Source organism: Mycobacterium sp. NGS39, from assembly GCF_059812765.1.
In genome coordinates, this window is record NZ_JCALDH010000011.1 from 33,457 (window position 1) to 54,528 (window position 21,072).

General features: G+C 66.1%; 21 protein-coding genes and 1 pseudogene. 10 read left to right on the forward strand and 12 right to left on the reverse strand.

Annotated elements, in window-relative coordinates; genetic code table 11:
* Positions 1 to 49: 49 nt before the first annotated feature.
* Positions 50 to 808: a class I SAM-dependent methyltransferase gene (locus tag AC5Y39_RS16080; protein ID WP_500019549.1), complete on the forward strand. Its 759-nt coding sequence runs from the start codon at positions 50 to 52 to the stop codon at positions 806 to 808.
* Positions 809 to 811: 3 nt separating this feature from the next.
* Here the strand turns inward: AC5Y39_RS16080 and AC5Y39_RS16085 are convergent, their stop codons facing one another.
* Complete coding sequence (locus AC5Y39_RS16085) at positions 812 to 1,201, reverse strand: WhiB family transcriptional regulator (protein ID WP_500048264.1); 390 nt, start codon at positions 1,199 to 1,201, stop codon at positions 812 to 814.
* A 95-nt stretch (positions 1,202 to 1,296) separates the two neighbouring features.
* Here AC5Y39_RS16085 and AC5Y39_RS16090 point away from each other — a divergent pair, with 95 nt between their 5' ends.
* Positions 1,297 to 2,130 carry a glycoside hydrolase family 16 protein gene (locus tag AC5Y39_RS16090; protein WP_500019553.1) on the forward strand — a complete coding sequence of 278 codons (834 nt, stop codon included), beginning with the start codon at positions 1,297 to 1,299 and terminating at the stop codon, positions 2,128 to 2,130.
* Positions 2,131 to 2,168: 38 nt separating this feature from the next.
* Here the strand turns inward: AC5Y39_RS16090 and AC5Y39_RS16095 are convergent, their stop codons facing one another.
* The 4 genes from AC5Y39_RS16095 to AC5Y39_RS16110 all read right to left on the reverse strand — a co-directional run bounded on the left by AC5Y39_RS16095 (position 2,169) and on the right by AC5Y39_RS16110 (position 6,869).
* Positions 2,169 to 2,831 (reverse strand): RES family NAD+ phosphorylase, encoded by a 663-nt coding sequence (locus AC5Y39_RS16095; protein WP_500019809.1) that lies wholly within the window; start codon positions 2,829 to 2,831, stop codon positions 2,169 to 2,171.
* Positions 2,816 to 3,403 (reverse strand): DNA-binding protein, encoded by a 588-nt coding sequence (locus AC5Y39_RS16100; protein WP_500019555.1) that lies wholly within the window; start codon positions 3,401 to 3,403, stop codon positions 2,816 to 2,818. The genes AC5Y39_RS16095 and AC5Y39_RS16100 overlap by 16 nt, the downstream gene beginning before the upstream one ends.
* A 176-nt stretch (positions 3,404 to 3,579) precedes the next feature.
* Complete coding sequence (locus AC5Y39_RS16105; RefSeq protein WP_500019557.1) at positions 3,580 to 6,441, reverse strand: MMPL/RND family transporter; 2,862 nt, start codon at positions 6,439 to 6,441, stop codon at positions 3,580 to 3,582.
* Positions 6,438 to 6,869, reverse strand: coding sequence for an MmpS family transport accessory protein (locus AC5Y39_RS16110; RefSeq protein ID WP_500019811.1), 432 nt, complete (start codon positions 6,867 to 6,869; stop codon positions 6,438 to 6,440). Before AC5Y39_RS16110 ends, AC5Y39_RS16105 begins: the two co-directional genes overlap by 4 nt.
* Positions 6,870 to 7,167: 298 nt before the next feature.
* Between AC5Y39_RS16110 and AC5Y39_RS16115 the strand changes: the two genes are divergently transcribed.
* The 3 genes from AC5Y39_RS16115 to AC5Y39_RS16125 are packed head-to-tail and all read left to right on the forward strand — an operon-like array spanning position 7,168 to position 8,531.
* Complete coding sequence (locus AC5Y39_RS16115) at positions 7,168 to 7,557, forward strand: DUF732 domain-containing protein (RefSeq protein ID WP_500019559.1); 390 nt, start codon at positions 7,168 to 7,170, stop codon at positions 7,555 to 7,557.
* 16 nt (positions 7,558 to 7,573) lie between these two features.
* On the forward strand, positions 7,574 to 8,020 hold the full coding sequence (locus tag AC5Y39_RS16120; protein ID WP_500019562.1) for a DUF5078 domain-containing protein: 447 nt from the start codon (positions 7,574 to 7,576) through the stop codon (positions 8,018 to 8,020).
* A 13-nt stretch (positions 8,021 to 8,033) separates the two neighbouring features.
* Entirely contained in the window at positions 8,034 to 8,531 is a 498-nt protein-coding gene (locus AC5Y39_RS16125; RefSeq protein WP_500019564.1) for an Rv2253 family sensor-like surface protein, read from the forward strand.
* 6 nt (positions 8,532 to 8,537) lie between these two features.
* Here the strand turns inward: AC5Y39_RS16125 and AC5Y39_RS16130 are convergent, their stop codons facing one another.
* From AC5Y39_RS16130 to AC5Y39_RS16150, 5 genes are read right to left on the reverse strand one after another with little or no spacing between them, the layout of a single operon-like run.
* Positions 8,538 to 9,002, reverse strand: coding sequence for an SRPBCC family protein (locus AC5Y39_RS16130; protein WP_500019566.1), 465 nt, complete (start codon positions 9,000 to 9,002; stop codon positions 8,538 to 8,540).
* Positions 8,999 to 10,564: a dipeptide ABC transporter ATP-binding protein gene (locus tag AC5Y39_RS16135; protein ID WP_500019568.1), complete on the reverse strand. Its 1,566-nt coding sequence runs from the start codon at positions 10,562 to 10,564 to the stop codon at positions 8,999 to 9,001. The genes AC5Y39_RS16130 and AC5Y39_RS16135 overlap by 4 nt, the downstream gene beginning before the upstream one ends.
* On the reverse strand, positions 10,558 to 11,361 hold the full coding sequence (locus tag AC5Y39_RS16140) for an ABC transporter permease (protein WP_500019570.1): 804 nt from the start codon (positions 11,359 to 11,361) through the stop codon (positions 10,558 to 10,560). The genes AC5Y39_RS16135 and AC5Y39_RS16140 overlap by 7 nt, the downstream gene beginning before the upstream one ends.
* Positions 11,358 to 12,302: an ABC transporter permease gene (locus AC5Y39_RS16145; protein WP_500019572.1), complete on the reverse strand. Its 945-nt coding sequence runs from the start codon at positions 12,300 to 12,302 to the stop codon at positions 11,358 to 11,360. Before AC5Y39_RS16145 ends, AC5Y39_RS16140 begins: the two co-directional genes overlap by 4 nt.
* Positions 12,302 to 13,810, reverse strand: coding sequence for an ABC transporter substrate-binding protein (locus AC5Y39_RS16150; RefSeq protein ID WP_500019574.1), 1,509 nt, complete (start codon positions 13,808 to 13,810; stop codon positions 12,302 to 12,304). Before AC5Y39_RS16150 ends, AC5Y39_RS16145 begins: the two co-directional genes overlap by 1 nt.
* A 35-nt stretch (positions 13,811 to 13,845) precedes the next feature.
* Between AC5Y39_RS16150 and AC5Y39_RS16155 the strand changes: the two genes are divergently transcribed.
* Together AC5Y39_RS16155 and AC5Y39_RS16160 are read left to right on the forward strand one after the other, a co-directional pair.
* The gene (locus AC5Y39_RS16155; protein ID WP_500019576.1) at positions 13,846 to 14,907 is read left to right on the forward strand and encodes a glycoside hydrolase family 183 protein; all 1,062 of its coding nucleotides are present in this window, start codon (positions 13,846 to 13,848) and stop codon (positions 14,905 to 14,907) included.
* 47 nt (positions 14,908 to 14,954) lie between these two features.
* The gene (locus AC5Y39_RS16160) at positions 14,955 to 15,470 is read left to right on the forward strand and encodes a hypothetical protein (RefSeq protein WP_500019578.1); all 516 of its coding nucleotides are present in this window, start codon (positions 14,955 to 14,957) and stop codon (positions 15,468 to 15,470) included.
* Positions 15,471 to 15,474: 4 nt separating this feature from the next.
* On the opposite strand, the gene AC5Y39_RS16165 is transcribed toward AC5Y39_RS16160, so the two are convergent.
* The gene (locus tag AC5Y39_RS16165) at positions 15,475 to 16,236 is read right to left on the reverse strand and encodes a deoxyribonuclease IV (protein WP_500019580.1); all 762 of its coding nucleotides are present in this window, start codon (positions 16,234 to 16,236) and stop codon (positions 15,475 to 15,477) included.
* Positions 16,237 to 16,395: 159 nt separating this feature from the next.
* On the opposite strand from AC5Y39_RS16165, the gene AC5Y39_RS16170 reads away from it, so the two are divergent.
* The gene (locus tag AC5Y39_RS16170) at positions 16,396 to 16,797 is read left to right on the forward strand and encodes a hypothetical protein (protein WP_500019582.1); all 402 of its coding nucleotides are present in this window, start codon (positions 16,396 to 16,398) and stop codon (positions 16,795 to 16,797) included.
* A 9-nt stretch (positions 16,798 to 16,806) separates the two neighbouring features.
* On the opposite strand, the gene AC5Y39_RS16175 is transcribed toward AC5Y39_RS16170, so the two are convergent.
* The gene (locus AC5Y39_RS16175; RefSeq protein ID WP_500019584.1) at positions 16,807 to 18,111 is read right to left on the reverse strand and encodes a cytochrome P450; all 1,305 of its coding nucleotides are present in this window, start codon (positions 18,109 to 18,111) and stop codon (positions 16,807 to 16,809) included.
* A 79-nt stretch (positions 18,112 to 18,190) separates the two neighbouring features.
* Here AC5Y39_RS16175 and AC5Y39_RS16180 point away from each other — a divergent pair.
* Together AC5Y39_RS16180 and AC5Y39_RS16185 are read left to right on the forward strand one after the other, a co-directional pair.
* Positions 18,191 to 19,221: pseudogene (locus tag AC5Y39_RS16180) on the forward strand (NAD(P)H-dependent amine dehydrogenase family protein).
* A 68-nt stretch (positions 19,222 to 19,289) separates the two neighbouring features.
* Complete coding sequence (locus AC5Y39_RS16185; RefSeq protein ID WP_500019587.1) at positions 19,290 to 21,071, forward strand: Hsp70 family protein; 1,782 nt, start codon at positions 19,290 to 19,292, stop codon at positions 21,069 to 21,071.
* Position 21,072: the final 1 nt, after the last annotated feature.

A 21,072-nucleotide genomic window follows, 5' to 3' on the forward strand; every position in this document is an offset into this window, starting at 1 on the left:
ATTGGCTGATTCACAGCCCCCCGTCGCACCCGTCAACCATGATGTCTTCATGGCTGGGACCACCCGAGACATTGCGGACATGCCCAGGGGAGGCCCAAACGCCTCGTGGCTGGATCGGCGGTTGAGAACCGACCGGCTGGAATATCTCGACCGCGACGATGTCGACGACCTCAAGCAGAAAGTCGTCCGCTCGCTCGACCGGTCCGGACAGCGCAAGTTCGGCGTGCATCGCAGGCTGGCCCGAGTGGTGCTCGATCAGGTAGCCGACGTGCCGTCCCCGAGAATCCTGGAGCTGGGCGCCGGCCTCGGCGGCTTGTCGCGCAGGCTGCTCGAGAATCACCCGACCGCCGAGGTGACGATCACCGACATCGACCCGTCTTTCGTCGCCGCCGTTTCCGCCAGCGATCTGGGCAGTCATCCGCGGGCCACGGTCCGGCAGATGGACGCCACCGCGATCGACGCCCCGGACGGCTACTACGACCTGGCGGTGTTCGCCTTGTCCTTGCATCACTTGCCGCCGGACATGGCCGCCCGCGTGTTCGCCGAAGGGACCCGCGCAGCGAAGAAACTGATCATCGTCGATCTGCGCAGGCCGCCGGCGCCGCTGCACCTGTTGGTATTGGGGGTGACGCTGCCGCTGACTCGGCTGGTCCCGCTGGTGCACGACGGGTTCATCAGCTCGCTGCGCGCCTACAGCCCGTCAGCGCTGCGCGCGCTCGCGCAGCATGCCGATCCCGCCATGACCGTCGAATTCCTCACTCGACGTTTCGGCCCGACAGTGGCCGTCGCTAGTCGGAACCAAGGCTAAATGTCATGCCGGCTTGCCGGCGTTGCGCTGCTTTCGGTAGCTGTCGAAGAACTCCGCCCAAGAGCTCACTTCAGGGTGTCGTTTGAGCAGCGCGCGACGCTGACGTTCGGTCATGCCACCCCAGACACCGAATTCCATCTGGTTGTCGAGTGCGTCGGCGGCGCACTCGACCTTGACGGGGCAGTCCCGGCAGATGACAGCCGCCTCATGCTGGGCTGCCCCTCGAACGAACAGCTGCTCCGGATCGACGGAACGACAGCGGGCCCGCGACACCCAGGCGAAGCGGGCTTCGACAGCGGAAACACGTTGTTTGTCACACACCTGCGGTCCACTCCTGGTTCGAATGTTTGCCGTGCCTGAGTGGATCGTCGCGTCGAGTCCGGCCGCGGGCATGCGTAGTGCACTACCTGACTTGGCGCGCGAGCTAGGAAACGCCGCAACGTTGCCCGGTGTGCCGTTGCGGTTCTGGCGACCTTTATTGTCTAGCTGTGCCTGAGATGGATCGTCGCACCATGATGTTGATGACGGGGCTCGGTGTGCTTGCGGCCGCGGTTCCTACGCAGATGCCCTTGGCTGGCGCTTCACCAGCCGATCGGGTGTCCCCGCCCGCTGCGCCGCCGGCCGATGCCACTGCTGGGAGCTACGTCTTCCAGGACGATTTCGACGGCCCGGCCGGGTCTGGACCGGACCTGTCGAAGTGGCTGGTGGTCAACTGGGACACGCCGGTCACGCCGCCGATCGAAGGGCACTACCGCGACCGCAACGTGTTCCTCGACGGGAACTCCAACCTCGTCATCCGCGCCTCGCGTGAGGGGGACGAGTACTTCAGCGGCAAGATCCAAGGCTTGGCGCGGCTCGGCATCGGCCACACCTGGGAAGCGCGGATCAAATTCAACTGCCTGACGCCTGGCTGCTGGCCCGCGTTCTGGTTGCTCAACGAGGATCCGCTGCCCGACGGTGAAGTCGACATCGTCGAGTGGTACGGCAACAACCGCTGGGCTCCCGGAAGCACGGTGCACGCCGCGTCGGACGGCAAGACATGGGCCGGTCGCGACATCCCGGAACTGGTCGATGGCGACTGGCACACCTGGCGCTGCCAGTGGGACGAGAAGGGCTTCCGGTTCTGGCGTGACTACGTCGAGGGGGCACGGCCCTATCTCACGGTCCCAGCGGTTCCCATCAAGGGGCGCTGGCCGTTCAACCAGCCCGGCTACACGATGTTTCCGATCTTCAACGTCGCGGTCGGCGGTCCGGGCGGTGGCGATCCCAACCTGGGCAACTATCCGGCGGACATGCTCATCGACTGGATCCGCGTCTGGTAACCACCGCCATGACGGCGTGACGAGCGGGACCTGTCCAGTCAGATAACTCGGTAGCCAATACGGTGAGCCGCGCCGGCCAGCCGGCTACCGAGGGCGGGATGGGTCAAAGGCAACGACACAACCGGCTGCACGGGCATCGCCTCACGCGCCGGTATGAACAGCGCCACACACGGTTCCCCTGCGAAGCGGCTGTTATAGCGCACACCCTCCAGATCGGGAAACGCGTTGACGATTGCGCGCGCCCAACGCTGCGTAATCGAATGGGGCGCAGTTGATATCGCGAACGTGCCGCCAGCGCGGGTAGCCCAGGCGCCGCGGCTATCGGCGGCCAGGTCCAGCACCGAAAGCGCCCGGGTGAACGAGAGGCCCGTCAGGTACGGCCGGCCGCGTCTGCGGTCGATGGTGCGGTCCACTTGAAATGCTTCCGCCAGCGCGGACCCGGGTGTCGACGCCGCGTACCACACGGCTACGTCGCGGTGTTCGGCCGGCGGTGGCGGATGTGGATCGAATCTCAGCACCGGCCCGTAGTGGCGGAACTCGTTCCACGCCAGCACGTGTGCACCCTCGGTACGGTGCACGCGCCACCAGATTTCAGTCGGCCCGATCGTGCAGACTTCGTCGTCGCGAATGCCAATCGTGCGAAGCTCATTAGTTGGGGGAGGGTTGGGCAGCTTGGGCGCATCGCTCACGTGCTGGCCCAGTCGGCAACCTCGATCAGCTGCAGCACCGGGCCGACCCGCCCACCGCTTCGCAGCCACTCAAGTACCGACAACGGCCGCCCGTCGACCTGAAGATCAGTCTGTGGCGCGTGAAGGAATTCAGCGATGGCAGTCGGGTGCAGCCCGGCCGGCATGGCCTCAAACACCCGGTCGATGCCGCGGATCTGCTTGGCCGGCTTGCCTGTCTGCGGATCGAACTCGAATTGGATGGTGGGGTACACCCAGGCGCCGTTGTTCTCGATGGCCCAGAGTCTGCGAGCCAGCCGCCGCTGCCGCACGCGGGACTCATTGATGCCCAGCAGCTCGGCGACCTCCGGGCCGGTGTAAGCGGTGTTGATCAGCATCGCGGTGTGGGCCACGATGTCGGCTGCCGCGTCCACGAATGCCGCCGGATCCTCAACGAACCCCGCCTCGTCCAGCAGCCGCGCCTCATCCTCGGGCAGCTGCGCCGCGCCGGGCTTGATAGCCGGTAGCGTCTTCAACGCAGCCAACAGATCTTCGCGGCGCAGATTGAACCGCTCCGCCAGCAACTGGTCGAGCTCATCGACGGTCATTCCGGCCTCCACGTACCAGCGGGGTAACGCTAACTAACGGTAGATGGGAAGCGTTAGCCTGGTCAAGTGTCCCGCCTGCGCAGGCCTTTTCGTGTACGCACTAGAGGTGAGCAAGAAACCGCGAAACCCGTCTGATCGTGAAGGCGCAGTGAGCACGCCTCCGAGATTGCTACCGGTCAGCCGGGTTGCGCGGTTTCAAGCTCACGCGTCTTCGGCGACGGCCACGGACGCGGCACCGGGCGTTCCCGCACCCGCTGCGGCCACCAGAACCATCGTCCGAGCAGCGTGGCGATCGACGGCGTCATGAACGACCGGATGATCAACGTGTCGAACAGCAGACCCAGACCGATCGTCGAGCCGACCTGGCCGACCACACGTAGGTCGCTGACCATCATCGACATCATCGTGAACGCGAACACCAGACCGGCTGACGTCACGACGGCACCGGTGCCGGCCATCGAGCGGATGATCCCGGTCCTGATCCCGGCGTGGATCTCTTCCTTGAACCGTGACACCAACAGCAGGTTGTAGTCCGACCCCACCGCCAGCAGGATGATCACGGACATCGCGATGATCATCCAGTGCAGGTGCAAACCCAGAATGTACTGCCAGATCAGCACCGAAAGCCCGAACGACGTGCCCAGGGACAGCAGCACTGTCCCCACGATCACCGCGGCGGCGACCACGCTTCGCGTCAGTATCAGCATGATGATGAAGATCAGGCAGATCGACGCTATGCCGGCGATCAACAGGTCGAAGTTCGCGCCGTGCTGCATGTCCTTGTACGTCGACGCGGTACCGCCGAGGTAGATCTTCGAACCCTCCAACGGGGTGCCCTTGATGGCCTCGAACGCGGCGTTCTTGATCAGGTCGATGTGCTTGATGCCCTCGACGGACGCGGGATCACCTTCGTGAGAGATGATGAACCGCACGGCTTTTCCGTCGGGCGAGACGAACATCTTCAGGCCGCGCTTGAAATCGGGGTTGTCGAACACCTCCGGCGGCAGGTAGAACGAGTCGTCGTTCTTGGCCGCATCGAAGGCCTGGCCCATGGCGGTTGCGTTCTGTTGCGCCGCGTCCATCTGGTTCTGCAGGCCGTTCTGCGTCTGATACATCGTCAGCATCATGTTGCGCATGGTCTGCATGGTCGAGATCATCGGCGGCATCAGCGTCAGCAGCTGCGGCATCAACGCGTCGAGCTTGTGCAGATCGACTGTCAGAGAAGCGATGTCGTCACTGAGCAGATCGATGCCGTCAAGCGTGTCGAACACCGACCGCAGCGCCCAGCAGATGGGGATGTCGTAGCAGTGCGGTTCCCAGTAGAAGTAGTTGCGGATCGGCCGGAAGAAGTCGTCGAAATCGGCGATGTGGTCGCGCAATTCGTTGGTGTCTTCGACGGTTTTGTCGGTCTTTCCGACCATGCTGTGCGTGATCGCGTTCAGCTGCTTCATCAACTCATACATGTGCTGCATGTTGTCGATGGTTTTGCCCATCTCGTCGGCTTGCACCAGCATGTCGGCCATGCGGTCTTTCAGATACGTCTGATTCATCGTCTGGGTGGTGCCGTTCATGCTGATCAAGAACGGGATCGACGTGTGCTCGATCGGGGTGCCAAGCGGCCGGGTGATGCTCTGCACGCGGCCGATACCGGGAATGTGGAAGATGTTCTTGGCAATTCGGTCGATCACCAGCATGTCGGCCGGATTGCGCACGTCGTGGTTGGTTTCCACCAGCAGCAGCTCAGGATTCATCCGCGCTTGCGGGAAATGCCGGTCGGCGGCTTGGTACCCCTCGTTGGCCGGGATGTCCTTGGGCAGGAACTCTCGGTCGTTGTAGCTGGGCACGTAGCCCGGCAGCGCGGCGAGGCCGACCAGCGCAAGAACCATCGATGCGACGAAAATCGGGCCGGGCCAACGCACTACGGCGGTACCGACCCGCCGCCAGCCGCGGGTGTTCAATCTCCTCTTCGGATCGGCCAGGCCGAAGTGGCTCGCGACCGTCAGCAACGCCGGCGCCATCGTCAATGCCGCGAACACTGCGACCAGCATGCCCAGCGCGAGCGGAATACCCAGTGTCTGGAAGTACGGCAGACGGGTGAAGTGAAGGCAGAACGTTGCGCCCGCAATCGTCAACCCAGAGCCGAGGATGACGTGCGCGGTGCCGTGATACATGGTGTAGAACGCGGTTTCGCGGTCTTCGCCGTTCTGGCGGGCCTCGTGATATCGGCCGACCAAAAAGATCGCGTAGTCAGTGCCCGCGGCGATGGCCAGCGTGGTCAGCAGGTTGACCGCGAAGGTCGACAAGCCGATCAAGTTGTAATAGCCCAGTGTTGCGATCACACCGCGCGCCGCCGCCAGCTCGATGAACATCATCGCGAGCACCAGCAGCACCGTGACCACGGAACGGTAGACGAACAACAGCATCACGAAGATCACCAAGATCGTGATGCCGGTGATCAGCTTGAGGCTCTTGTCACCGGCGTGGTGCTGATCGTTGGTCAGCGCCGCGGGTCCGGTGACGTAAGCCTTCACCCCGGGCGGCGGGGTAGCGCTTTGAACGATCTGGCGCACCGCCTGAACGGACTCGTTCGCCAGGCTCTCGCCCTGGTTGCCGGCCAGATACAGCTGCACGTAGGCGGCTTTGTTGTCGGCGCTCTGCGAGCCGGCGGCCGTCAGCGGGTCGCCCCAGAAGTCCTGGACGTGCTCGACGTGCTTCTTGTCGGCTTCGAGCTTGTCGATAAGTCCGTCGTAGTAGCGGTGGGCGTCATCGCCCAGGGGCTTGTCGCCCTCGAGGACGATCATCACCGAGCTGTTGGAGTCGAACTCCTGAAAGTCCTTGCCCACCCGCTGCATCGCCTGCATCGACGGGGCGTCTTTGGGAGCCAACGACACGGCGTGGGCTTCGCCGACCTTTTCCAGCTGCGGGGCGATGAGGTTGACCAGGACCACCACCGCGATCCACCCGAGCAGGATCGGCACCGAAAACAGCCGAATGAACCGGGGGATCATCGGGTGTGCCCCCACGTGGGTGTTCGTCATGCGGACTTCACCAAGCAAAACGTCTGAGCGTTCAGCCCGTCGTTGGTCTTCTCGTCCTTGACCTCACCGTTGACGGTGATGCGGCATCCGATCATGTCGCCGTTGCCTTGCGCGACGATGTTGGCGCTGGCGGCGGGAGCGGTGGTGGTCAGGGTGATGGACCAAGGCAGCGGCACGTCCTTGACTTCCTGTGGCTGCGCGTTGAGGTCGAGGTAGTTGATGGTCGCCACGGCGCCGGGCTCTCCGAAGATCTCGTATTTGACGGTTTTGGGATTGAACGGTGCAGGGTCGTTGGCGAGTCCGGCTCCAGGCCTGGTGAGTTCGGTCTTGCCGAACACTTGGCGAAGCCGGTCGACGCCGAACGCCGCGAGAGCGACCACAAGCAGGATCACGACGAGGATCCACGCGCGCTTGAGCGCTCCCAACACGCCCGCTTTCCGGCGGGGCGTGGTCGTGCGGGGACCATGGGCAGGTGCCGGCGCGGCCGAATGCGAAGGACCGTCCGCGACCCCCTGCGCGGCGCCGTCCCGGCCGGCAGGGGACCAGGTGTCGTTGCGTGTCTGCGTCATCCGTACCCCCGCCTTCCCTTCCCACCAGTTGCCACGAATTCTGACAGATTAGTCCATTTAACTGAATCGGTCGCATCGAGGCTCTAACTGGGACTTCGCCGGCCGCGCGAGCACCCGTTCTTGCACACCTGCTATCGGGAGGGGATACGATGCGCCCATGAAATCAGCCAGGGGGGCGACCGCAGTCACCGCACTAGCCGCGGCGTTGCTGCTGTCCGCGCCGGCGCACGCCGACCCGGACACCGACTTCGCCGAAGAGCTTCACACGTACGGCATCTACGGCCAAAAGGACTACAACGCCTGGATCGGCAAGATCGCCTGCAAGCGGCTGTACAACCATCTGGACCCGGACGCCTACGCGTCGGCGCAATTCATCTTCCGGCAGTTGCAGCGGGGCAGCACGACCGAACAGGCATGGCAGTTCCTCGGCGCCGCAGTGCGCACCTACTGCCCGGAGCAGTTGCCCATCCTGGGCGGCGTGACACAACCGCCGCCGCCCCTCGACACCAGCCAGCAGCCTGGGTCGTCATTCTCCGCCGAGGCGTAAAACCAAGGGAGTCAAGATGTTTCGTAAAGCGAGCATGGCGATCGCCGTTCTCGGTGCCGCAGCGATGGCGGTGCCGCCAGTCGCCTCGGCCGATGCGACGGACGACTATCCGATTCCGAACCGCATGCTGAAAACCACCTGCACCGCCGAACAGATCATGGCAGCCGCCCGCGACGTCGAACCCGTCTACTACGAGCGCTACATGATCGACTACAACAACCACCCGGGTCAGCAGCAAGCGACCCAGGACAAGATGCACTGGTTCTACTCGATGGACTACGCCGGGCGCCGGGCGTATTCCGAGGAACTGGTCACCCACTTCGCCGATCCGCTGACCGCCGCATGGCCCAACCACGCGAAGCTGTTCTTCAACAACAAGGGTGTCGCCGCCCACACCACCGACATCTGCCACAACTACCCGCCGGACGACCAGTCGGTGTGGAACTACGACGCGCACTGGTGATTGCGTCGGCGACATGACACGCCACCACGTCCGCGGTTTCGTCGCGGCAGCCGCCGCGTCACTGGGCCTCGCGGTGTGCCTGGCCCCGCTGGCGGCGGCCGATCCGTCGTGGAACGGCAAGTACGAGGTGACGTTCTTCACCGCACAGAAGAGCGGCACCAGCATCGCGGCTAATCAGTCCGAGTCCATGCACATCGACACCTACACGTTTTCGTCGTCGTGCTCGTCGGGCAAATGCGTCGCGACGATCGTCGACGGTCCGGCCCCGCGGAATCCGACCGTGCCGCAGCCGGTGCAGTTCACCTGGGACGGCTCTGCGTGGACGTCCAACACCACGTTCCGGTGGGATTGCCCGCTGCCGGACGGCACCATCGAATGGAATCCGGCGAGCTCTCGCGTGACCTACACGCCGCAGCCCGACGGGTCGCTGACCGGGGCGTGGCACGCCGACATTTCCGAGGGCGCCTGCCGCGGGACTGTCGACATGCCGATGCAGGCACTGCCGCTTTAGGAGGGTTCAGCCGCTGGTGGCGAAGTGCCGGCGGATGTTCGCCAGCATCGCGGCATGCGCCCGCACCGCCTCGCGGACGGTCAGCGCGGCCAAGATCCATGGCGCTTCGATGTGCAGGTGCTCGGAAATCCTTGTGCCAGAGGTAGTCTCAGCGAATGAGATGACGCTGCGCAGCCGCACCGACGGGAATTGGCGCGCCGTGGCTGTCACGTCGCCTGCCGTGGGCACCTGCACGCGTGCGGTGTATCGGGTTCGCAAAGTCAACGGCCCCAGCGGAATCCGGTCCGAGACTCGGTAAGTCTGCAGATACCCGTTCGGGGTCTCGATGCGGGCGATGCTGCGCACATAGACCACCAGCGGATGCACCAGCGGGATGTTGTGCAGGTCGACGTAGAAGTCGCGGACCCTGGCAGGCGGTGCCGCGACCTCTTCGGTCAGCGTCCGCTCCGCCGTGCGACGCCACCACGTCACGACGCGCACCGCGGTCGTGCGGGCGGTACCGCCGCCAGAAGCGTGCGGGTGTAGTCGTGCTGGGGTTCAGCGAAAAAGTCGGCTGCCCAGCGGTATTCGACGATTTCGCCCGTGCGCATCACCGCGATCTGATGGCTCATCTGCCGCACCACCGCCAGATCATGCGCGATCAGCAGGTACGTCAGGGCGAGATCGCGTTGCAACCCCAGCAGGAGCTCGAGCACCCGCGCCTGCACCGAGACGTCCAGCGATGCCGTCGACTCGTCGAGGATCAGCAACTCCGGTTCGGCGGCCAGCGCCCGCGCGATACTGACCCGTTGACGCTGGCCGCCGGACAGCTGGTGCGGATAACGGCTCGCGAATTCGCTTGGCAGCCCGACCATCTCCAGCAATTCAGCCACCCGCCTATGCCGATCCCGCCGCCCGCCGGCCAGCCGGTGCACCACCAGCGGCTCGGCGATCGAGGACTCGACCCGCATACGCGGATCGAGCGACGAGTATGGATCCTGCAACACCAAGCCGATCTGCCGGCGCAGCGACTTGTCGCGGTTTCCGAACACGTTCACCTCGCGCAGCATCGCGGTACCGGCGTCCGGAGCGAGCAGCCCGGTCAGCGCCTCCGCCACGCTCGATTTGCCGGATCCTGACTCGCCCACAAGCGCAAGAGTGGTCCCTTGCCGAATCTCGAACGAGACGTCCTTCACGCCACGCTCGAGCGCCGTCAGCCCCTGCACCCGCAGCAGGACTGGCACGTCGTCGGACGGCGCCGGCGGACCCTCGGCCTCGATGACAGGCCGCGCTTCCAACAACTCTCGGGTGTACGCGTGCGCCGGATGGTCGAACACGTCGAGGACGGCTGCCTGTTCCACCGCCTCGCCGTGGCGCAGCACAGTGACATGGTCGGCGACCTGTCCGATCACACCGAAGTCGTGACTGATCCACACCACCGCCGTGCCGAAGTCGCGCTGCAGGTTTCGCACCAGCTCGATGATTTGAGCCTGCGTCGTCACATCCAGCGACGTGGTCGGCTCGTCGGCGATCAGCAGCTCCGGATCGCACGCCAACGCGATCGCGATCATCACCCGCTGCCGCTGGCCACCGGAAAGCTGATGCGGATAGCTCGACAACCGCGCCGCGGGGTCGGGCAGCCCCACCGCCTCCAGCAACTCCAACGCTCGCCTCCGTGCCTGCCGTCGCGTCATATCACGGTGCGCCTCAAGGGATTCGGTGACCTGACGCTCCAACGTCAACAGCGGGTTGAGCGACGTGCCGGGATCTTGGAACACGAAGCCGATCCGGCCGCCGTGGACACTGCGCAGAACCCGCGCCGATGCGCCGATTAGCTCGACCGGCGAATCCTCATCGCCCTGCAGCACACTGGAGCCGTCAACGACCGCCCCCGGGGCGTCGAGCAGTCCGGTCGCGGCCAGCACGGTCATCGACTTGCCCGAGCCCGATTCGCCGACGATCCCCAGGGTCTGTTCGCGCGCGACGTCGAAGGAGATGCCGCGCACGATGTCGCGGCGGCCGATGCGCACGCCAAGATCACGCACGCTCAGCATTGACGTGCCTGCTGCCGGGGGTCGAGCGCGTCGCGCAGTCCGTCGCCGAACAGGTTCAACGCCAGCACGGTGACGAAGATCGCCAAGCCGGGAAAAACACTCATCCACCACGCCCGGTGGATGAAACCCTGCGCGTCGAAAAGCATACGGCCCCAGGACGGTTGGGGTGGCTGAATGCCCAACCCGAGGAAGGACAGCGCCGCCTCGGACAGGATCGCGAACGCCAGCGACAGCGACGTCTGCACGATCAGCGGCCCGGCGATGTTCGGCACGACGTGCCGCCCGAGAATGTAGAGCCGCCCGGTGCCTATGGCGCGGGACACCGCCACGAACGGCTCCACGCGCACCGACAGCGTGCTCGCGCGCGCCACCCGGGCGAAGATCGGGGTGTAGACGATACCGATGGCCAGGATCGTTGTCGTGGTGCCCGGTGCCAGCACTGCGACGATCGCGAGGGCAAGCAGCATCACCGGGAACGCGAACATCACGTCGACGACGCGCATCAGCACAGTGTCGGTCCAGCCGCCCGCATATCCGGACACCACCCCGACGGTGACGCCGACGACGAACGCGAAAGCGACTGCGGCCAAGGCGATTTGCAGCGACGCCTGCGATGCCACCAGCACGCGGGAGGCGATGTCGCGGCCCAGCTCGTCGGTGCCCAGCCAGTGCGCGCCGCTGGGTGGCTGCAGCGCGCTCGCCACGTCGACGTCGTTGACGCCGTACGGCGCGATCCACCGTGCGAAGACAGCTGCCACGGCAATCCCGGCCAGCACGATCGCGCTCACCCGCGTCATGACAGCCGGATCCTTGGATCCACGACGGCATACAGCGCGTCGACCACCAGGTTGATGGGCAGAAACATCACCGCGATCAGCAGAACCGCACCCTGGATCACCGGATAGTCGCGGGCCGCCACGGCTTGATACACCAGTCGGCCGAGGCCCGGCCACGCGAACACCACCTCGACCACGATCACCCCGCCGAGGATCGTCGCGAGCTGAATCCCGGTGATCGTCAATACCGGAACCAGCGCGTTGCGCAGGACGTGACGCAACGTCACCACCCGCGGCGGCAGACCCTTCGACCTGGCGGTGCGCACATAGCCCATCGACGCCACCTCCAGCACCGCCGAACGCACGTAGCGCGTCATGATCGCGGCGGCGACGACGCCGACCGTGACGCCGGGCAGGATCACGTGGCGCAGCCAGGCCGCAGGGTTGGTGGTCAACGGCACGTACCCCGACGTCGGCAGCCAGCCCAGCGTGGCCGCGAACACTCCGATCAATAGGATGCCCATCCAGAAATCCGGTATCGACACACCGAACTGGCTGCACACCCGAACGACCGCGTCCGACAACCGGCCTCGGTGCAAAGCCGCCCAGGTCCCTGCCGGAAGCGCCACGACGAGCGCGATCGCGATGCCGACGACCGCAAGCGAGATCGTGGCGGGAAGGCGGTCCAGCAGCGTGATCGTCACCGGCTCACCGTTGCGGAAGCTGACACCGAGATCGCCGGTGAGCGCCGAGCCGACGTACGAGAAGAACTGTTCGACCAGTGGGCGGTCCAAGCCGCTGGCCGAGCGCAGCGCGTCGTAAGCCTCCGGTGAGTAGCGGGTGCCCAGCGCGATGCGTACCGGATCACCGGGGACCAGATGCACCAGCGCGAACACCACCACCAGCACACCCAGGAGCACCACCAGCGCGTGCGCGAGCCTGCGCGCAAAGAACTTCAGCATCAGGTCAGCCTCGCGGTGCGGAAGCGGATGGCCCCGTCCGGTCGGCTGTGATAGCCGGAAAGCCGCGGGCTCCACGCCTGGATAACCGACGGGTTGTACAGGTAGATGTAGCTGACCTCATCGGCGATGATGGTCGCCGCACGGGCGTAGATTTCCTTGCGCACATCCCGATTGACCTCGATGCGGCCCTCGTCGAGCAGCCGGTCCACCTCCGCGTTGGAGAACTTCTGGGCGTTGCTCTTTCCGCTGCTGTGATGTTGCGCGTAGTAGAAGTCGTCGGGATCGATGTTGCCGAGCCAGCCCATCATCAACATGTCGAAATTGCCATGGTTCTGCTCGTCGAGCCAGGTCGCGAAGTCGACGGTGCGGATCTTCACGTCGACGCCGAGCGGTTCCAGGTTGTCGGCGACGATCTGCGCGGCGGTGACGGTCTCCGGGTATTCGGTCGTGACCAGCATGTCGAGGCGGCGCCCGGCCAAAGACGTTGCGCCAAGCAGGGTTTCGGCCTTGCCGATGTCGCGGCTGTAGCGGTGGTACGGGGTGTACCACGGGCTGGTCTTGGGGATCGCCAGCTGGTTGGCCGTTGCGGTGCCGTAACTGGTGGCTTGGACGATCGCATCGCGGTCGATCGCGTAGGCGATCGCCTGGCGCACCCGCACGTCGTTCCACGGCGCGCGGGTCTCGTTGAGCGCCAAATACCAGTAATCGGTGCTGGGCATGACGCCGAGGCGGATCGATTCGTCGGCACGCAACTCGTCGACCCGCTGCGTGGGAATCGAATCGGTCCAGTCGATTTCGCCGGCCTGCAGCGCCGACAATGCGGTGGAGGGTTCGGAGATGAAGCGGAATGTCACTCCCGACACCGCCGGAGCGCCGCCCCAGTAGTGCGGGTTGGCTTTCAATGTGATCGAGTCGCCGCTTTTGGCGCCGACGAACACGAACGGCCCGGTGCCGACGGGATGAGTTGCGATCTGGCCACTTTCGACGTTGTTACGGGAGACGATCGCCATGCCCTTGAAGCCGCCGATGTTGGTCAGCAGATTGGGTGTGGGCTGTTTGACACCGATCCGCACGGTGGCCGGGTCGGGTGCCGTCACGCTGGTGACAGCACTGAATTTGTATGCGTTGGATAGCTTTTCGCCGGTGATGCGGTTGAACGAGTACACGACGTCGTCGGCGGTCAGCGCGGTGCCGTCGTGAAACATCACTCCTTTGCGCAAGTGGAACGTCCACGCCAGCTGGTCGGGACTGACCTCCCACGATGCGGCGAGCGCCGGGCGCATCTCCAGGTTTTCGTCCGGTTCGACGAGCGTGTCGAAGACGTTTTCGAGCACTTCGAATGAGAAGTAGGCGCTGGTCTTCTGCGGGTCGAGTTGGTCGGGTTCACCGGCAATGGCGGCCACGAGATTCGCCGACGCCTGTTCACCAAGCTCCACCCGATGACCCGCCGAGCACGCGGTGAGCCACAGCGCGGCGAGCATGAACGTGGCCAGCGCGCGTCGACTCATCGCTTCACGGTATAAGCCATGGCATCTTTGTTCCCATGCTGACGGGCAAGCTGGCCGATGTGACCGGCCCCGGTATCACCGAACGGTGGGGTGTCACATGCACCGACCTGGGCGCGTCCGTCGTCGCGCCCAACGGAAAGCTGGTGTCGGTCTTCGGCGACACGTTCTCGGGCCGGCGCGTCGGCGAAGGCGATTGGCGCTCACCGGTGGTGCTGATCGGCAGCGGCGACGCGAACACCGGAATCGTCTACGAGCGTGCGGGCGGCGCCGACCCCGACTACGCCCACCAGCTGTGGCCGTATGTTCACAACGATCCCGGCAGCGGCTGGCTGCGCGGCGGGATCAGCACCGTGATCCCGTCGGACCTGTTGCGCGTCGAGGACTCGCTGTACCTGCATGCGATCGTCAATCACGGCTTCGGCACCGTGATGTGGACGGAGATCTGGCGCTCCGACGACAGTGGCGTCTCGTGGACCCACATGGGGGAGGACGCAAAGTTCGCGGGCGACTTGCATGGCGGGTATGCCCAGTGCTGGTCGTGGGACTACGACCCGATGGCCCAATGGGTGTACGTCGTGTCGACCGGGTTCCAGCGTGACAAGGGCATCATTCTGCGCCGCGTGCGGCCTGAGGACATCGGCGACCGGTCCGAGTGCGAGAGCTGGGGTTTCGCCGGCGGTCGATGGGGGTGGGGTAGCGACCCGACGCCGATCACGCCCGCCGGCGAGACATGGGGAGAGCTGACATTCCGGCGGATCGACGACGGCAGGTGGGTCCTCGGCGGGTTCCTGTCGTCGGGCTACTCGCTGGGCTACCGCGTGATCGGCTCACCGACGGCCAACCTGCACACCACGCCGATTCAGCGCCCGATTGTCGGCACGGCGTCGGCCGACGAGGACCACGGCGACAACAAGGTCGCGCAACTCTACGGCGGTTACGTGCTGCCGGGGTCGCGGTTCGACGTGGTGGGCGGCTTCGGGCTGGTGGTGTCTCAATGGCATACCGCATCCGGATGGCCTTACCGCGCAATGCAATTCAAGGCCTCGATCAGGGACAGCACCCGTCGGCGCCCAGACGACGATCCGGTCAATCTGTGAATACCGGCGTTCGGCGTGGCAAACGCTGTGATACTAGCGTCGTGCGCATGACTCGAGTGCTGATCGCTGCCGTCACCGCAGTCGTCGCCGTCGTCGCCGCCGTCGGTGTGGCCGGGGCCGCCTCAGCGCGACCGGTCGACGAGCCGATGTACGGCATCTACACCTACCACCAGGACGGCGCGCCCGACGAGACGTGGACCATCTATGCGACCTGCGTGCAGGCCGGGTGTGTGCTCCACGTGTCCAGCATCGTCTCGCCCAGCTACGGGCCGGACAGCGACTATCCGGGATACGGCGGCGACGCGCGCAAGGTAAACGGCTTGTGGACGTGGCTTGTCACGAAGGACCGTGGGGTGCAGTGCCCGGACGGCACCTGGACGAAAGCGCAATACAGCTATGCCTGGGACCAGGCGACTCTGGCCGGCACGCTGACCGTTCTCACCCCGGATCAATGCGGGCTCAAGCCGGGGATGACGAAGAAGCCGTTCACGTTGGCGTACAAGGAACCGCTTCCGATTCCGATCATTCTCGATCCGCTGAATCAGATCGAGAACCTCTGGTAGCCGCCTAGCCGCGGGTCTTGTCGCGCAGCAGCGCGATGTCGTCCTTGCGGCCCTGATCGGCGGTTTCGCAGATGACGGGCGCGTCGGCTGCTGTGACCACCGCGACCAGCAGCTCGACGTCGATCTCGCCCGTGCCGAGGTTGGCGTGCCGGTCGCGTCCGGAACCTTGCGGGTCCTTGGAGTCGTTGCAGTGCACCAGGTCGATGCGGCCGGTGATCGCCTTGATCCGCTCGACCGCGTCGACCAGTTCCTCGCCCGCTGCCCAGGCATGGCAGGTGTCCAGGCAGAAGCCGATGTTCTGGTCGCCGATGCAGTCCCACAGCCGCGCGATCGTGTCGAACTGGCGGGCTATCGCGTGGTCACCGCCCGCGGTGTTCTCGAGGTAAACCGGCACCGTGGTCTCGAGCTGCTGCAGCGCCTTGCGCCACCGCTCGAAGCCGGCCTGCAGGTCGTCGTCCTCGGCGGTCACGTGGCCGCCGTGCACGATCACCGCGGCGGCGTCGATCTCGGCGGCCGCATCGCAAGTCTGCTGCAGGATCTTGCGCGACGGGATCCGCACCCGGTTGTTGGGCGAGGCCACGTTGATCAGATAGGGCGCATGCACGTAGACGGGCAACGGCGACTCTCGCAGCCGGGCCGCATCGGCGCGCGGCTTGGGCGCCTTCCAGCTCTGTGGATTGCCCAAGAAAATCTGCACTGCCTCAGCGCCTTCGGCGGCCGCGGCGGCCAGCGGGTCATCCGGGCTGACGTGCGAACCGATGAGCACCGGCTTAGTCTAGGTCGGCCGGCCGACAGGTAACGGTCGCAGGGCGGAGCACGACAACCCGGTCGTGATGTCGCATCGATTGGGCAACGGACGGCCTGTCGATGTTTCGCCCGGTGCTTCTGCGCTATCTTCGCACCGGCAGCCACAGACGGAGGTCACGTGAAAAGACTGTTTGCCGTAGCCGCGGGCTCCGTCGCGCTGGCGTCCATCGGTGTGCTTGCGGCCGGCGAGGCCAGCAGCGACAACAACGGCGCGGCCGACGTCTCCGGGCAGACGTACGCGCAGGCCGTCAAGATCCTGAAGTCCATGGGCTATAAGCCCGTGTTCCAGGGCTCGGTCGGCAGCGATGTGCCGCAGGCCCAGTGCATTGTGGAAAGCCAGAAGTTCATGGTGAACTCGCGGGTGGCGCTGATGCTGAACTGCACCAAGGCCGCACAACCGCCGCCAGGCGCGAACCAGGCGCCGGGCGTACCGGGACCGCCGCATGTCGGCTCGAACGGCGTGACCACCGTGACGCCCACCCCGGTGGGGCCGCAGCCGGGGATGCCGATTCCCGGCTGATCGCCTGGGTCAGATCGCAGAGTCGGGCGGCGTCCAGGCGACCGGAAGTTGCTTGATCCCGTGGATGAACGCTGACAGCAGTCGGGCGGGCTCCTCGGTGGCGACCAGGTCGGGAATGCGGCGGTGGACTTCGTCGAACGCGACCGTGATCTCGCGCCGGGCCAGGTTCGCGCCCAGACAGAAGTGCGCGCCGCCACCGCCGAACCCGACGTGCGGATTCGGGTCCCTGCTGACGTCGAACAGCCAGGGGTTCGCGAACTTGGTTTCGTCGCGGTTGGCCGAGCAGTACCACATCGACACCTTGTCGCCGGCGGCCATCTGGACTCCGCGCATCTCGACGTCGCTTTTGAGCGTGCGGCGCATGTACACCACCGGTGATGACCACCGGACGATCTCCTCGACAGCCGAGTGCCGAAGCCCGTCGAAGTCGGCCCACCACCTGTCGCGCTCCTCCGGGTAGCGGGTCAGCGCCAGCAGGCCGTGGCTGATCGCGTTGCGGGTGGTCTCGTTGCCGGCGATCGCCAGCAGCAGAAAGAACGACGCGACCTCGCTGGAGGTCAGCTTCTCCCCGTCGACCTCCGCCTGCACCAGGCTGGTGGTCAGGTCCTCACCCGGATGGGCCCGCCGATCCTCGGCGAGCGCGGTGGCGTACGCGCCGAAATCCATCGACGCCTTGATGAATTCCTCGAGGTCGCCGGCGATGTCCGGGTCGCCGAACCCCAGGATCACGTTGGTCCAGTGAAAGACGGTGTTCTCGTCCTGGTCGGGGATGCCCATCATGTCGCAGATCACCTGCAGCGGCAGCGGACCCGCCAGCTCGGCGACCGCCTCACCCTTTCCGTCGGGGTGCTTGGCGATCATGGCGTCGACGAGTCCGCGCGCGCGGTCGCGCACTGAATCCTCCATGCGGGCCACCACCCGGGGCGTGAACGCCCGGCTGACGATGTTGCGCAGACGCTGGTGTCGCGGGTCGTCCATGACGATCATCGACCCGAAGTACTCCGCCAGCTCGGGGATGTTGTCGCCGATCGTGATCGACGGCACCGAGCTGAAGATCTGCGGGTGGCGGCTGGCGTAGTGGACGTCGTCGTACAACGCCAGCGCCCAGTGGCCGGCACCGACGTCGTAGCCGGTCGCGTGCTCGTTGTCCTGCGCTACCTCCCAGAACGAGATCGGCTTCTCGCGGCGCAGAGTGGCGAACGCGCCGTCGCGAAAGTCGTCGTCCTGGCCCCAGAAATCCCACGTTCCGAGGTCTATCTCCGACAACGGCACCTCTGGTGGGGCGACACCGTTCACCTTTGTTGCGATGCCCATAACGCACAGTAGCCCCGGCGCCTAGGGTGAGGCGGTGATTAAGCGGATCGTGGTGTGGGGCACCGGCTTCGTCGGCAAGATGGTGATCCCGGAGATCGTCAGGCACCCGTTGTTCGAGCTCGTCGGCGTCGGGGTGAGCAACTCGGCCAAGGTGGGCCGCGACGTCGGCGAGATCTGTGGACTGGCCGATCCGATCGGCATCACGGCCACCGACGACGTCGACGCGCTGATCGAGCTTCGCCCTGACGCGCTGGTGCATTACGGGCCGACCGCCGCGCACGCCGACGACAACATCCGGCTGATGTCTCGGTTCCTCCGCGCCGGCATCGACGTGTGCTCCACTGCGATGACGCCGTGGGTGTGGCCGACGATGCACCTGAATCCGCCGGAGTGGATCCTGCCGATCACCGAGGCGTGCGAACTCGGCGAGTCGTCGTGTTTCCCCACCGGGATCGATCACCCGGCTTCGCCAACGACCTGTTCCCGATGACGTTGATGGGCCTGTGCAGCGAAGTGCGCCGGGTACGCGCCTCCGAACTGCTGGACTACACCAACTACGAGGGCGATTACGAGAACGAGATGGGCATCGGCAAGCCGCCGGAGTTCAGGCCGATGCTCGAGCATCGCGACGTTCTCGTGTTCGCCTGGGGGGCAACGGTGCCGATGATCGCCCACGCCGCGGGCATCATGCTCGACGAGATCACCACCACGTGGGAGAAGTGGGTGACGCCCACCGAACGCACCACCGCCAAGGGCGTGATCAAACCCGGAAACGTTGCTGCGGTGCGCTTCACGATCAACGGCATCTACCGCGGCGAAACCCGCATCCAGCTCGAGCACGTCAATCGGATCGGCCACGACGCCGCTCCCGAATGGCCGTCGGGCACGCAGGACGACGTCTACCGCGTCGACATCGAGGGAACTCCAAGCATCTTCCAAGAGACGGCTTTTCGCTTCACCGACGGGTCGGGCCGAGACGCCGCCGCCGCCGGATGTCTGGCCACTGGCATGCGTGCTCTGAACGCCGTGCCGGCCGTCAACGAGCTGCCGCCCGGGTGGGTCACCACGCTCGATTTGCCTTTGATCCCGGGGGCGGGGACGATTCGCTGAGTAACTGATCGGCCGGTGCCGGCGATGTCATCTAGCAGAGGCACTCGTTTCGTTCGGGCTAGGAGCACATGACAGACGCGGTAGGGCTGTCGGTCGGCGCGACGCAATTTGCTGGCGTACAGCAGGCGCGCGCAGCGATGACGCGACAGTCGGTACTCACGCTCTGCCGCGGTCGCGCGCCTGAAATCGGCGTGCCCGGTGAGAATCCGCACCTTCCGGCGCCCGGCCTGGTGGTAAGCGGGTTCGTCGACCGGGTCGGTGACCCCGTCGGCATGGTGGCTTCGGACGGCTCAATGCACCGGGGCGAGGTTTTGGTCGCCGACGCGCTTCGCGCGATGCTGTACGCGGTGACCGATGGCCGCCCGAGCAGCTCGGTCACAGTGGCGTACCCGGCGCACTGGCGCGAGGCGGCGGTCGACGCATTGCGCAGTGCACTGGCCCGCACGCCGCCGTGGCGGCGCAACGACCGGCCGGTCGAGGTGGTCTCTGATGCCGCCGCGGAGGTCAGCGCGTTGCAGTCCGTTCGCGGCCTTCCAAGCCACGGAGTGATCGCGCTGTGCGACTTCGGCGGCACGGGCACCAGCGTCACGCTGATCGACGCGGCGCACGGCTACACGCCGTTGGGTCTCACGCTTCGGCACACCGACTTCTCCGGAGAGCTGATCGACCAGGCGCTGCTGACCCATGTGGTTGCCGACCTGTCGGCAGCCGCGACCGTCGACGCCGGCGGCACCTCGGCGCTGGGGCCGTTGCATCGGTTGCGAGCACAATGCCGAGGCGCCAAGGAGCGGCTGTCAGCCAGCACGGTGACGGCGATGACCGTGCAACTGCCGGGCTTCTCCGGAGATGTGCGGCTGACGCGCGCCGAACTCGAGGAACAGATCCGGGCGCCGCTTGCCGAACTTCTCGTCGTAGTGGCCCAGATGCTCGACCAGGTCGGGGTGCACCAGAGCGATCTGGCTGCCGTCGCGTCGGTCGGCGGCGGCGCGCGCATCCCACTCGTCACCGCCATGCTGTCGGAGCGGTTCCGGGTCCCTGTCGTCACGATGCCTCGCCCCGAGCTCGCCGCGGCCACCGGTGCCGCGCTGCGTGCCTCGTGGGGGCCGGCTGACGACCGGGCGACGGCGGTCGCCCCCGCTGTTGTTTCGGCGGCTGCCCCGGCCGTGTTCGCCGACGCCGACGCGCAATCCAGCACATTCCGTGCCCTCGCGTGGTCGGAGGCGCACGACATTCCGCCGATCGTGCACCCGGTGGAGCCGGATCCCGAGCCGGTCGCGGCGGCGACCGGTATGTCCAGCGCGCGCCCGCAGCTGCTGTTCGACGCGACCGCCGACGCATCGACGCCAACCAAGGCGCCGTGGTACCGGCGTCGCTCCACGGTGCTGGGCGTCGCCGCATCGGTGTTGCTGCTGCTCGGCGCCAGCGCGTTCGTGGCATTCGGCCGCGATACCGCGCCCGCGTCGAGCACGTCGCCGCTTGCTCCGTCGAGCACCGCCGCGCCGAGTGCGGCAGCGGCCGCCCCACAAGGCGCTGCCCCGGCGCCGCAGTCGCAGGACCCGCCGCCGCGCACGGTGTACGCGGTTCCTGCGCCGGCGACCCAAAATCAGGCCCCAGTCACGCAGTATCAGGCGCCGGCCACCCAGTACCAGGCTCCAGTCGCCGCGCCGAACGCAGGCCCGCCGCCGGCGGTGTCTGAGCCGCCCCCTGCCCAGGCACCCGCTGAAGCTGAACCTGCACCGGCGTCCGAGCCGAGTCCCCAGGCCCCGCCGCCGACGAACCCGCTGCCGCCGATCACGTTCAAACTTCCGCCGATTCCGGGCCTGCCAGACACAGTCACCGTCCCGCGGTAGC